This is a genomic window from Candidatus Omnitrophota bacterium (assembly GCA_040755155.1).
Lineage (GTDB): Bacteria > Hinthialibacterota > Hinthialibacteria > Hinthialibacterales > Hinthialibacteraceae > JBFMBP01.
Genome location: JBFMBP010000124.1, coordinates 23,837 through 36,556, shown reverse-complemented (window position 1 = coordinate 36,556; position 12,720 = coordinate 23,837). Strand labels below are relative to the sequence as shown.

The 12,720-nt window shown below is 49.9% G+C and carries 10 protein-coding genes; 7 read left to right on the top strand and 3 right to left on the bottom strand.

The window, feature by feature from the left end:
* Position 1: 1 nt before the first annotated feature.
* The 3 genes from AB1656_18315 (at position 2) to AB1656_18305 (ending at position 2,464) form a co-directional block, all read left to right on the top strand.
* Positions 2 to 733, top strand: a complete 732-nt coding sequence (locus AB1656_18315; protein ID MEW6237340.1) for a glycosyltransferase family 2 protein — start codon at positions 2 to 4, stop codon at positions 731 to 733.
* A 24-nt stretch (positions 734 to 757) separates the two neighbouring features.
* Positions 758 to 1,327, top strand: a complete 570-nt coding sequence (locus tag AB1656_18310) for an NUDIX hydrolase (protein ID MEW6237339.1) — start codon at positions 758 to 760, stop codon at positions 1,325 to 1,327.
* Between the two features lie 141 nt (positions 1,328 to 1,468).
* Positions 1,469 to 2,464 carry a lysylphosphatidylglycerol synthase transmembrane domain-containing protein gene (locus AB1656_18305; GenBank protein ID MEW6237338.1) on the top strand — a complete coding sequence of 332 codons (996 nt, stop codon included), beginning with the start codon at positions 1,469 to 1,471 and terminating at the stop codon, positions 2,462 to 2,464.
* On the opposite strand, the gene AB1656_18300 is transcribed toward AB1656_18305, so the two are convergent.
* Both AB1656_18300 and AB1656_18295 read right to left on the bottom strand, forming a co-directional pair.
* The gene (locus AB1656_18300; GenBank protein MEW6237337.1) at positions 2,456 to 4,369 is read right to left on the bottom strand and encodes a hypothetical protein; all 1,914 of its coding nucleotides are present in this window, start codon (positions 4,367 to 4,369) and stop codon (positions 2,456 to 2,458) included. The genes AB1656_18305 and AB1656_18300 overlap by 9 nt on opposite strands.
* A complete protein-coding gene (locus AB1656_18295; GenBank protein ID MEW6237336.1) occupies positions 4,366 to 4,587 on the bottom strand; it encodes a hypothetical protein in 222 nt (73 codons plus the stop codon). The genes AB1656_18300 and AB1656_18295 overlap by 4 nt, the downstream gene beginning before the upstream one ends.
* Positions 4,588 to 4,818: 231 nt before the next feature.
* On the opposite strand from AB1656_18295, the gene AB1656_18290 reads away from it, so the two are divergent.
* On the top strand, positions 4,819 to 5,478 hold the full coding sequence (locus AB1656_18290) for a prepilin-type N-terminal cleavage/methylation domain-containing protein (GenBank protein ID MEW6237335.1): 660 nt from the start codon (positions 4,819 to 4,821) through the stop codon (positions 5,476 to 5,478).
* 7 nt (positions 5,479 to 5,485) lie between these two features.
* On the opposite strand, the gene AB1656_18285 is transcribed toward AB1656_18290, so the two are convergent.
* Positions 5,486 to 7,561 (bottom strand): hypothetical protein, encoded by a 2,076-nt coding sequence (locus AB1656_18285; protein MEW6237334.1) that lies wholly within the window; start codon positions 7,559 to 7,561, stop codon positions 5,486 to 5,488.
* 387 nt (positions 7,562 to 7,948) lie between these two features.
* Between AB1656_18285 and AB1656_18280 the strand changes: the two genes are divergently transcribed.
* Genes AB1656_18280 through AB1656_18270 form a run of 3 tightly spaced genes read left to right on the top strand, consistent with a single transcriptional unit; the run spans position 7,949 to position 12,719 of the window.
* Complete coding sequence (locus AB1656_18280) at positions 7,949 to 9,079, top strand: Rid family hydrolase (protein MEW6237333.1); 1,131 nt, start codon at positions 7,949 to 7,951, stop codon at positions 9,077 to 9,079.
* A gap of 23 nt (positions 9,080 to 9,102) precedes the next feature.
* A complete protein-coding gene (locus AB1656_18275) occupies positions 9,103 to 11,079 on the top strand; it encodes a hypothetical protein (protein MEW6237332.1) in 1,977 nt (658 codons plus the stop codon).
* Positions 11,073 to 12,719, top strand: coding sequence for a CRTAC1 family protein (locus tag AB1656_18270; protein MEW6237331.1), 1,647 nt, complete (start codon positions 11,073 to 11,075; stop codon positions 12,717 to 12,719). Before AB1656_18275 ends, AB1656_18270 begins: the two co-directional genes overlap by 7 nt.
* Position 12,720: the final 1 nt, after the last annotated feature.

Below are 12,720 nucleotides of genomic sequence, written 5' to 3'. Positions count from 1 at the left end.
GATGATTTCCATTTACATTCCCGCGTTGAACGAAGAAAAACATTTGAAAAATACGGCGCTGAAAATCATCGAAGCGGCGAATAGCCTCGGCGGCATTCCCCTCGATTTAATCATCGTCAACGACGGCAGCACGGATGGAACCGGCGAGGTTATCAAGGAACTCGAATCGAAATACAGCTTTATCCGCTCCATCCATCACCCGCGCAATCAAGGTCTCGGCCAAGGCTTGAAGGAAGCGATAGCGACCGCGAAATATCCTCGATTCAGCATTATTTCCGGCGACGATCCCGTATCCCTCGACAGCATCAAATTGCTTTTCCACCATCGCGATAAGGCGGACGTCATCTTTCTTTATATGATGAACAACGAAATTCGCGGGAGAAAGAGGTTGATTCTTTCCCGCATGTTCAGTCTGATTTATATCATTGTTTTCAATATTTACGTTCAATACATCAACGGTGGGTGCATGTATCCGACGGAAAGGCTTAGGACTTTCCATATTCAATCCAAGCGTTTCAGCTATATGGCGGAAATGGCCGTGAAATGCTTGCGGTCGGGTTGCTCTTACTATGAAATACCCTACTATGAAACGAGAGGCTTGGAAGGCAGCACCTCCTTTTCCTTCAAGAATTTCCGCGAAGTCGTAACGACGTTTTTTAAACTGTATTACGAAATCTATTTTTCCCATAAATCCTTATTCGATAAAACTCCCATTCGCGTCAAAGACGAATAGAAATTGGCGATCCGAACGATGGTCATGAAAGTATGTTATATGAATCCGCCATTGTCCCGTAAAATCCTGCAAATCGAATATCGCAATCCCCATTACTCCATCGAACGGACGAAGGTGGACTTCGGCGAATACGCTAAGGAGTATTTCGTCATCAAGCACGGGCCGCGTTCGGGATTGCTGATTCATCGGGACGATTCGATTCTTCTGGTTCAACAATACCGGCAGTTGATTAACGGCTTGTCGTGGGAAATTTCCGGCGGGAAGATCGACGAGGGGGAAAAGCCGGAAGAGGCCGCCATCCGAGAGGGACTCGAAGAGACGGGATTGCGCTGCCGGGAACTCTCACCGCTGATTTATTATCAGCCGGGAATGGACACGTTCGACAATCCCACGCATGTTTTTTCCAGTTCCCATTTTGAAGCGGTTCCTAATGCGGAGATTGACGAAAGAGAAGTGATTCAAATCGCCTGGTTTTCTTTATCCCAATGCTTGGAAATGATCCGGCGGGGGGAGATTCAGGACGTGATGTCGGTGATGGCGATTGCGGCGCATCAGTTGTCTCTTTTGGGAATCCGGCTGCATGAAAAACAGTGACATGCGACATGTGGTTAGAAAAGTAGGATGGGTCGCGTTTTTTGACCCATCAAGAATTTGGGATGGAGTAATTGATGGGTCGAAAAACATGACCCATCCTACGATTTCTATCATTTGATGGATAAAATAATAGGATCGTTTGTGAAAATTCAAAATGGAAAAACTCGCATAATCATCGGCTTCGCCCTAAGCCTTCTTCTATTGGGGATAATTCTTTACCGTTTAGAATGGAAGGAATTTTTCGGCGCCCTTGAGAAAATTCAATGGCGGTGGATTTTCCCCGCCGTCGCCGTCTGTATTACGGCGGGTTTCTTGCGCGCCTTGCGCTGGGCGTTATTGTCGGAATGGTCGTCGCAGCCCTGGCTCCACTATTGGCGGGCGCTGCAAATTGGCTATTTGTTCAACAACATCTTTCCCGCCCGCGCCGGAGAGATGGCGCGAATCGTCGTTATCAGCCGCCAGCGCGCCATTCCGTTTTTGAAAACGGCGGCAGCTTCCGTCATCGACCGGTTAATGGATATGTCGGCGCTGGCGTTAATCGCGCTATGGCTACTGACGTATTCGCTGCCGCAAAATCCCCTTTACGCATCCTTTCGTAAAGGCATTTTCATTGGCATCGCGGCTTTGATTTTAATGGCAGTTTTTCTTCTCAGCGGTTCGAAGATTAAAACAATGATCGGATGGTTGGAAAATCGGCTGGGCGATAAAAGCAAGCGATTTACGGATTGGGGAGAACAGATCATCGATGGATTGGAAAACGTTCGCAATCCCTTTCGGTTTTTGCTCGTCTTCGCCATCGCCGCCACATGTTTCGCTTTCGATCTGTCGGGCATCTATCTCATGCTATGGACGATGGGATGGAATTTGCCCTTTATCGCGGCGGTTACAACGGGCGTCTTCATGGCTCTGGGCGCATCCTTGCCCTCTTCTCCAGGGTATATCGGCGTTTACCAGGCGGCGTGCATTCTGGCTCTCGGTCTATTTGACATCGCCGAATCGGAAGCCGTGGCTTTTTCTCTCATCTGGCAATCGCTCAGTTTGTTATTGGCTATTTCTTTAGGGGGAGGATCGGCCATGTATTACGGATTGAATATTTCCCGAACGGCGGAAGAAGCGGCCCAGACGCCGTCATGGTGAAGGCGTTGACGATGAATTCAACTTGGTTATGCGATATACCCAATAACGGCCGCCGGAATCGCGAAAAATTTCTTCCACTTGCAGCCAATCTGGTTTTTGCGATGGATCGACGCTGGTTTTGAATTTAAATGTGTTCCGAGACCATAATTTGTCGATAATAAAATATTTTGCCCCGGTTTTATATAATTCATCCCATAACTTCTTTGAATCGTCCGACTCGGTAACGATACGGTTCCACTCATTGCCCGATACGATATCTTTAAGCAGATAACCATTGAATAAATAGGGAAATGAAAATGAAAGAGCAATGCGGTCGCCGGGCTGGGCGGCTTGATTGACGGCGTTGGCGGCTTGCCAGGCGGGATGAGAATAATGTTCGCTTCCGGCTAGGACGTAATGGACTGTCGATTTCAGATGCCAACTTTCCATGCCCAGCGTCTTCAATAAAACGCCGAATAAGGCAATGAGAATAACGATGTTGACGAATCGTTTTGGAATCAAGGCGAGCGACGCTTTTTCTGCGCCTTTGGCGGGCAGGAGCGTCAAGGTAAGCAATGGAGGGAGAAAGTGACGGGGAGCGGGAAATATATGAAATACCGCCCAAAACGCCACTCCCGCCAATGACGCCAAGGAAAGCATGAAAAGAAGGGATTGGCTTAACTTTTTTGGCTTTGGCAATAGAAAAGCCAATGGTAAAAACGCCAACGCCAGCGGCGAAAGGTGGCCGTATTGCGTGTCGCAACGTCCGAAGGTCAAGAAAAAAGGATAGAAGAGAACCGTGCGCCATTTTTCGGAGGGTGAAAAAATATCCACGGAGAGAACTTGTTGACTTGAATGATCCCCAAAAGTGATGAAGGGAGCTAGAGGTTCTTGGAAAAGTACGGTGGTTTTTGCCATTTGCAGAATCGCTGGCGGAGAAGCCCAAAGCGCAACGCTAAACAGCGTTACTGTCAGCATGCGCAGCCGAGAAGCGTTGGTGGGATTGGCGCAGAAGAGCGAACGCCATATAACTATCAGAAAAAGTGGCAGGCCGAGCGTAGCGATATAGGACAATTTCGCGACGGAGGCGAATCCACCAGCCAAGCCAACAATTCGAATCGCCAGCCGCGAGCCAGATCCCCTGATTTCCAAAGCCCAATAGAGGGAGGCGAGTCCCAAAGCCGCCGTGAACATATCCACTTTCCCGTCTCCTATAAAAAGCGTAAAGCCGCTGGACGAGAAAAGCATGCTCATGACCATCCATTGCCCCCGGCGTCTCAAACCGGCGCGAGAAGCCATCGCCCACAAGAGCGCCGCCGCCGCTAACGCGGTGGGCCAGGTCAACATCTTTGCGGCGTATTCCCCTCCAATGGACAATAGAGCTGCGTAGTGCATTTCTCCTTGATAGCCAAGCAATTCGTATATAGGGCCATCCCACGAACAAAGGCGATGCGTTGAGGCGATAAGTTTCGGTACAGCCATATATAAACTCATCGCGTCATGGGAAGGTGGATCAAGCGTCTTGGGCAGAAAAATCAATACGCATGCGGCGGCGAGCAGAATAACGATTTTCCAGGTTCTTTTTTCCTGTTGAAAATCGAAAAAAACAGTTCGAAGGCGTTGCGCCCCTTTCGCGAGAAAATAGAACGCTTCTCGATATCCGAGAATGCAACAGAGAACAAGAAGGGTGTAAATAAAGAAAGGCGTGAAGCCGTAAAGCATCGATAAAATCAGCCATACGGAGGCTAAGAGACCTTCTCCGAGGATAAACGCCGTTCCTATTCTCCCCGCCCAAGACAGCTCTTGCTGGTCCTGATCGCTAAAACCCAGCCGCCGCAACGCTGTCGAACCTAAAGAAAACGCCGCCGCCGAATAGAATACGACGAGGAATGCGGCGAATAGGACGCGAATGGATGCCTCGATCATTTATCGTTGGCTTCTTTCGGTTTTACGTATCGATTCCCGATCGAGAAAAAATCTTTAATGGAAGAACAAATAGCGTATTTTTTTACTAAAACGTCGCCTACGCGGTTGGGAATTACGATCCATGGCGCAGATAGGATTATGAAAACCCAGAGACCAAAGGCGATTTCTAAAAGGAAGACGATAACCGGATTTTTCTTTCTTTGAGAGACGGATGGCATGGCTTTTCCTCTTCGATAACAAGAAAAATTCAGTTTATTGCAATCCACCAAACTGGGAAGAGAAACGAATCGTCAGGCAAAGAATTAATGCGTAGGGTAGTATTTTTTTTACGCTCTATGCTTCACATTATAATTTCGAATATGATATGGATTAATTATCTTCGCCCATTTTTTGGGACAAGGGAAATCGAAATCTGGTTTTCCAACTCTTGAATGAGAAGGTTTGTTCACATGAAACGGAATTCCGCCTTCACGTTGATCGAGCTGCTGATCGTCGTCGCCATCATAGGAATCCTCGCCGCCATCGCCGTGCCCAATTTTCTCAACGCCCAAGTGCGGGCGAAAGTGGCGCGCAGCTACGCCGATATGAAGAACATCGGCACGGCCATCGAAATGCTGCGCATGGACAAGAGCGTCATGCTCGTCGATTTGTGGGACGACGACTACGAATGGGCGACGAAGCGGATTAAGGAGGTCTTCAATGGCGTGGGCTTCGTATCCAACCAATTGCAACGAACCAGCTCCGATGTGCTCGCTCCGTTGACGACGCCCATTTCCTATATGTCGTCCGTTCCCAACGATCCCTTTATCGAAAAGTACGGCGTCAATGTGCATGGCGGCAATAACGTCAATTTCAAGGCCTACATCTACGGCGATCTCGAAGTGCTCGACGCCGATATCGGCGGCTTCTATATTCCCGTCTACAATCCCAAACAGAACACGACGAATATGTTCGGCGTCCGGCCATTGCGCCCCTTCGAGTGGGTGTTGCTGGGTTTCGGCCCGGATGGCGACATGCCTAACACTACCTGGGGCGTTCCCTACAACGCCAGCAACGGCCTAACCTCGAATGGCGAACTCGTCGTCCGCTCCGGCGGCGGGATTGAGTGATCTTTGCTCATTGCGGTTCTTGATAGGGAACAACCTCGATGTCCCAGATGATGTCGAAGCCGGAGAAATAGAAATTCGGCGGCAAGCCGTTGAGTAAATCCATAGCGGGGTGATAAGGATTCGTGTATCGTCCCCCATAGCCATCGGTGACAACCGTCGTTTCATCGGGAAAACGGACGAAAGCCCGGATTTTAGGGTCCCAGAACCAAGGGATTAACAACGGCAGATCGTATCCTCCTCTTTGGCTTGAATAAATATATCCAAAACTATCCAACATCAGCCATCCGTTTCCGTTCGGGTCCGGTTCCAGGTCGCGAGCACTATCGATGCTCAGCCAAGGCAATCCACCGTAATCGAAATGCTTGTCCGTGGTATGGACGACGCCGTAGCCGTCCAGCAAGTAGAATTGCAATCCCTCCTCCATAAGCGCAATTTCCAGGTTGCGGGCGATGTCGAAACCGAAATAGGGCAATTCCGCCGGTTTGGGTAGATCGGGAGAAGATGTATGAATGCCTCCGAAACCATCCAGCATATACCAGCCCCGGCCCAGCGGATCCGGTTCAATATCTCGGACAATGTTAAAAGGGGCGAAATAAGGCAGGAGAGGAGGCTTCACGTTGGGATTCGTCGAGTGGATGCCGCCGTATCCGTCCAGAACGAACCAAGCGCGAATCGGAGTCGGCGTGGGAGTTGGTATGTAAAGTGTTGGAGTCGGCGTCATAGAAGGCGTAGACGTAAAAGTAGGCGTCGCGGTAGGGGTGCGAGTGAAGGTAGGCGTAAGTGTGGGGCCTTGGGGCAATGCCGTGGGGAAAGGATGCGCCTGCATCGCGTCGGGATCGATCGTCAATGCGGGGAAAGGGGATGTTAACGAGAGTTCTTTGATAAATTTTTTATTCCCGCCCTTCTGATCTTTATCGAAGATGTAAAGATATTCGCCGTCTATAGAAGATAGGGAAGTGTTGTAATGCCACGATGGTTCGTTATACCATTCCGACTCAAAGATTGTAATGGGGATGCCTTCCAATGGATGCACCCTGCGCAAACGCAATCTAACGTATGGATGATTAGCCAAGAAGAAATAAAAAGCGCCGTCCTTCGGCCAGAATGTCAAGCAGGCAGGAGACCCGAATTGAGGCGGCTCTTCATACACTTGCGTAAACGAAGCGTCCGCTTCTAAACGAAAGATAATAGGATATCTTTCAACTCCTTCAAAAAACAACGAGCTATCCGCATTCCCCCTTATGATAATATAAAGCCGCCGATCCGAGCCGATACAAAAGGATTCTGGATACCCGTCGTATATCTCATAAGAAGCAAGAACATTTGCGCGCATTTCTTCTCCTGCGATTTCAAGATCGATAATGTAGAACGTGTAAAGATTTTTTGTTACGTCGGATTCATTCGTTTCTCGAAAAAAAACTAAACCGATCAATCTTCCTGGTCGGGTTCCGGGGATAACGTCGCCTTCTTTCACAATATAAAGATCCTGAAACACGAAGAATTCCCGCCCATCCGGCAACTGAGGAGAAATAGATAGACTCGTAATGGAATTATTTTTAGAAATTAGGAAATTCGCCTCTAAACGATTGGTATATAGAAAAAGATCTCCCGTTGGCATCATGATCATGCCGCGAACGCTATAGGAGTTGGATGGAGATACCCGTGGCAATTCGGCGTAGATTGGAGCGCTTTGCGTATCGATAGGCGGATGACTAGGATCGATGGGTCCATAGATAAGATGTTTAATAGTGCTAACTTCTTCGTGAATAAACAATTCTCCCGTACAAGGATCGATGGCCATCCTCAGGCTAGATTCATTATTGCAAAACGTAATGAATTTTCCTTGGATATTGGGGACGAGGAATGAGGACGCGGGTACTGAAATGGGCGTAGAGAATGGCGTCGGCGTCTCCGTTGGCGTTTCTTTCGGCATTGGCGTTGATGTAGGCGTTTCCGACATAGGACGCAAAAGCGTTGAATTTGTTTGGGAATAGATATCTTGAACGGTTGCGCCGAAAATCGTTGCCCATAAAGCGAAGGATAGGACTCTACCCAAAAATCTATTGAAGCGTAATATGCTCATATCATTGCAGCCTTTCCGAATCGATGATTGTAATTAATACATAGTAAATCTTAAATTCAGATTTTCGTCAATAAATTAAATCTAATTAAAGTAAAAATGATAAAAATACAGTCATTTAATTGATTCAATAAAGAAAAAAAAGTACGGATAACAGATTTACGGATTGAACTAAGAAGGTCTTGAGGATTTGCTTGGAACTTGGTAGTATGGCGTTCGAGAAAGTTGCGAAACGTCCAGCATAAGGGAAAGGGGACTTTTTCTTTTTCTAGGAAGTTGGATTTGGGGGATGCAACGAAACCGGGTGAGCCAGAATGACGATTCGATTGAATCGAACTATGGAATGAATTGGGAATGGGGATATAATCGATTTTTGCGGCGAGGCATCTTATGTTTTATGTATCCGACAAAATTGGGGACTTGCAATTTCTGACGATTACGCCCAAACCTGGCGAGGCGTTTGACCGCTCCGTCGAACAGGCTTACGGCGAATTGGCCGATTATCTTCAAAGCCATCGATCCGTTCTTTTGCAGGAACGCGTATATGCTTCCCTAGCTGACGCCGAACGCATCCGTTCACTTCGCGCTTCCGTCATGGAGCCACTCGGCGAATCCGTTTTGTCCCCTGCAACCTTTGTGGAAGGGAAGCCCATTCCGCCGATGTTCTGGGCGGGGCTGCACGCCATCGCCGTTTCCCCAGCGGATGGCAATTCAACGCGCTTATTGCGGCGCGGCGATAAAATCTGCGGACGTTATTATCAAGGAAGCGAAGCGCAGCATATTTTTCTTTCCGATGTAGGACGTTTGATCGATGCGCTTCCCGCCGACCGTTCGGTAGAAACTTGCGAAACCATCCGTCTGACCAATGAAATTCTTAGGGAGTCGAATTGGTCGTTTACCGATGTGAAGCGCACTTGGTTTTATTTGGACGACATCTTGGGATGGTATAACGATTTCAATAAAGCCCGCAATACGATTTATCACAATATTGGATTGTTCAACGGCCAAGTTACCGGCATCATTCCCGCCAGCACCGGCATCGAAGGCAAAAATCCGCGCGGCGCGCGCTGTACGCTCGATTTATTGGCGATGAAGCCGTTGGAAAGACGTCCATTCCAAGTAAAACGGATGATTAATCCCAAGCAAAACGAAGCGCCTGATTATGGATCGGCTTTCTCGCGGGGATTGTCGGTTTCCTTAGCGGAATCGAAATGCCTCTTTGTATCCGGCACCGCTTCTATCGATGAAAGAGGGGTAAGCCTTTACGCCGGAGACGCCGAGCGCCAGGTCGTTCGCACAATGGAGAATGTGGAAGCGTTGCTCGCTTCCGCCGGGGCGGGTCTCGGCGATATTTGCCAAGCAACCGTTTTCGTGAAGCGGACGGAAGATATCGATGCGTTTTACCGCGTAGCCGAACGTATGGGCTATAAGGTGGAACAAGCCGTCTGCATGGCGGCTGACGTTTGCCGCGAGGAATTGTTGTTTGAAATCGATGCCAGCGCCGTACTCCCGGCGCGCTAGGGACATTTATGGGCGTTTGTAGAATGGTTGGTTATTTGTTGGGGTGGATGGTTTTCTTAATCATTGGGGAATGTACTGAAGGCGCGTTAGCAGCGCCGGGAATCGTTTTCGTTCAAATCCCCGCTTCCGCCGAACCGGCGGGGCGTCCTTATTTCGTTCCTTCCGACCGGTATGTCGATGGATGCCGCATCGCCGCGCTGCTTCCCGATCGATCCGATCTCGCGATTCTAACGCCGGAATTTGTTTCCGCCAAAGACCCTGCCGTTTCCTTCGACGGCGAGACGATTCTATTCGCCGGGAAAAAGAGTAAGGATGATTCTTGGAGCCTATGGCGCATGGATCGCGACGGCTCCAATAAACGCCTATTGCCCACAGGACTGCGCGATTGCGTCTCTCCCCTTTATGTAGGCGCTCTCTTCCACCTGAACGATCCGGCGCCCGCCGACCGCATCGTATTCGTCAGCGCCGATCACGGCTGGCGCAATGAAAACGGTTTGGGTTCCGCCTATTCGCTTTATGTTTGCGATATGGACGGCGGAAACGCTCAGCGCATTACTTTCAATTTAAATTCCGATTTCGACCCCGAAGTGCTGCCCAATGGCCGGGTGGCGTATACCAGCTGGAAAAATGACGGATCGCCCAATACGCCGTTGGGACGTTTGTCCTTATTGGAAATCAGCAACGACGGGACGGATCAACTTTTGTTTTATGGCGGCGGCGAACCGCCTTTATTCAAAGAAATGGCGCGCTTTTCCCCCAGCGGGCGCGTCTATTTCATCGAATCGAACCGCAACTCCTGGCTGGGCGGGGGCGATTTGGCTTGCGTCTCCCTGCGCCGTCCTTTGCATACTCATGAAGTTCTCGCCGCAGCGGGTGATGGATTCTATCATTCCCCTTGCCCTCTATCTGGCGATCATGGCGAACAATTATTGTATGTATCGCACCGAGCCAATTCGCTGGATTCCAGTTACGCTATCTATCGCTTTGGCGATCTGCTCCAACCCATAGCATCCGAGCCGGGTTGGCATTGCATCGATGCGCAATTCCTCGCGCCTCATGCGCGGGTAAAAGGGCGCGCTACCGTCGTCGACGAGAAGCGAACCGTGGGCGTTTTTTATTGTTTGAACGCCTACGCCAGCGACCGGCCCGAATTGCGGGATATCAAGCCAGGCGCAATCAAGCGTTTGCGGGTGATTGAAGGATTGCCGTTTGTTGAGGGACTGCCGGGATATCCCCTTTGCGATTTTTCGGAGAAAGACGCTGATGATTTTTCCATTCCTAGTTTAAGTCTGCAAAGAATTTTAGGGGATATTCCTATTGAAGCGGACGGTTCGTTTCATATTCAAGTTCCCGCCCGGACGCCTATCGCTTTCCAGGCGTTGGATGAGAACGGCATGGCGTTCATCTCTCAGCGCTCCTGGACGTGGGTAATGCCGCGAGAATCGCGGGGGTGCACGGGCTGTCACGAGGATCTCGAACTTTCCCCACCCAATCGCTTAGCGGATGCTGTAATTAAGCCAGCAGTGGAGTTGCTTCTTCCTCCTGCGCGGCGGCGGACGGTGGATTTTAAACATGACATCGCTCCAATCGTAGAAGCTAAATGCTCCACGGCGTCATGTCACTCGTCCGGCGGAGCGCCGCCGAATCTCGATGTTCGTCAACTTGTCGAACGCGGCGGCGATTCGTACAGCCAAGCTTATATTGCTCTTCTTTCCGCTATCGATGATCGTAAGGATGAATATTACGTGAAACCGGGTTCTGCCCGCGAAAGTCCCTTAATTTGGCATCTTTTCGGTAAACGCATGGAAACGAATTCGTCCGAAGCGATAAAATATTCCCCTCTTCCCAAACTGATGCCGACGGAGAAACCGCTTGAGGAGCTCGAACGCAGATTGTTTGTCGAATGGACTGATATGGGCGCTGCCTGGGACAGCCGGACGTATTCTCAGGAGTACGCCAAAACTCAGAACGAAAAACTTGAAGGGGGTGAAATGTGGTGAGAATCATCCTTCCTTGCCTGTTATTATTGATGGCGTTAGCCAATAGAAACGGCTTCAGCGAAGAAGCCGTTCCCCAACTTGCGGATGCGACCGAAAAGGCGGGAATTCATTTCGTTCACAGTATCGGCGACGATGAGATGAGCAATATCATCGAAGGCACCGGCGCCGGATGCGCTTTTTTCGATTACGATGGCGACGGCGATCTGGATATCTATCTGATGAATGGGGCTTATCTCAAAGGCGTCAGCCATGTGAAAGGGCGCATAATGGAGGGAAAACTATCCAACGCCCTTTACCGCAACAACGGCGATGGAACCTTTACCGACGCGACGGAAGAAGCGGGCATCGGCGATAAGAACTACGGCATGGCCTGCCTGACGGCCGATTACGACAACGACGGCGACGCCGATCTTATGGTTACCAATTATGGGCGCAACGTTTTTTACCGGAATAACGGCGATGGAACTTTCGTTGATTATACAAAGGAGGCGGGGCTTGAAAGCGATCAAAGCGACCTATGGGGAATCGGCTGCGTTTTTTTGGATTACGACAAGGACGGCTTTCTCGATCTTTATGTAGGCCATTACGTCGCCTACGATCCCGAATACAAATATTATTACCCCGCCGATGCGTTTCCCGGCCCTTTGGCTTATAAAGGCCAACCCGATACTCTTTACCACAACCGGGGAGACGGGACCTTTGAAGACGTAACGAAAAAAGCGGGCGTTTACAATCCGGAAGGGCGGGCGATGGGCGTCTCCGCCTGCGATATCGACAATGACGGAGACCAGGATATCTTCGTCGCCAACGACGCCATGGAGAATTATCTTTACCAGAATAACGGCGATGGAACCTTTACCGACATTGCGTTGATGACGGCGACGGGTTTCGGCCAAAACGGCGAGGCCACTTCCGCGATGGGGCCGGAATTTGGGGATATTAACCTAGATGGACTCATCGACCTTTTCGTTCCCGATATGAGTTTTTGTTGTCTATATATAAATACTGGCCAAGGTTTATTCGAGGATAAAAGCGCTCAATTGGGCATCGCGGCTGTTGTGGGACAATACACGAGCTGGTCGGGAAATTTTTTCGATTACGATAATGACGGTTATATCGACATCTTCATAAGCAACGGCGATAGCCACCATTTGGAACCGGAAGAGGATTTGTTGTTTAAAAATATCGAAGGGAAGCGGTTTCGAGATATATCCGCCCAATGCGGCAAGGATTTTCAGGACAAATTCGTCAGCCGGGGATCGGCGGTGGGCGATTACGACGACGACGGCGATCTGGATATATTGATCCTGAACTTGAATGCCCGGCCTCGCTTATTACACAACGACGGCGGCAACCGCGGCCATTGGTTGAAGATTCATACTGTAGGAACTCAGAGCAACCGCGACGGCATTGGGACGCGCATCCGTCTCACCGCGGGGGGCAAAACGCAGACGCGGGATATCGCCAGCAGTTCTGGCTATCTTTCGCAAAGCGATTACCGCGCCCATTTCGGCTTGGGAACGGTGGATCGCGCCGAGCGCATTGAATTGCGTTGGCCCAGCGGCGCCGTCCAAGTCTTGGAAAACATAGCCGCCGATCAAGTGTTGACTGTGAAGGAACCATCCGAATCCGGTTCGTAGA

Coding starts and splice junctions, on each gene's coding strand:
- AB1656_18275 (MEW6237332.1), top strand. CDS start 9,103: ATGGTTGGTTATTTGTTGGGGTGGATGGTTTTCTTAATCATTGGGGAA.
- AB1656_18315 (MEW6237340.1), top strand. CDS start 2: ATGATTTCCATTTACATTCCCGCGTTGAACGAAGAAAAACATTTGAAA.
- AB1656_18310 (MEW6237339.1), top strand. CDS start 758: ATGAAAGTATGTTATATGAATCCGCCATTGTCCCGTAAAATCCTGCAA.
- AB1656_18300 (MEW6237337.1), bottom strand. CDS start 4,369: ATGATCGAGGCATCCATTCGCGTCCTATTCGCCGCATTCCTCGTCGTA.
- AB1656_18295 (MEW6237336.1), bottom strand. CDS start 4,587: ATGCCATCCGTCTCTCAAAGAAAGAAAAATCCGGTTATCGTCTTCCTT.
- AB1656_18280 (MEW6237333.1), top strand. CDS start 7,949: ATGTTTTATGTATCCGACAAAATTGGGGACTTGCAATTTCTGACGATT.
- AB1656_18290 (MEW6237335.1), top strand. CDS start 4,819: ATGAAACGGAATTCCGCCTTCACGTTGATCGAGCTGCTGATCGTCGTC.
- AB1656_18285 (MEW6237334.1), bottom strand. CDS start 7,561: ATGAGCATATTACGCTTCAATAGATTTTTGGGTAGAGTCCTATCCTTC.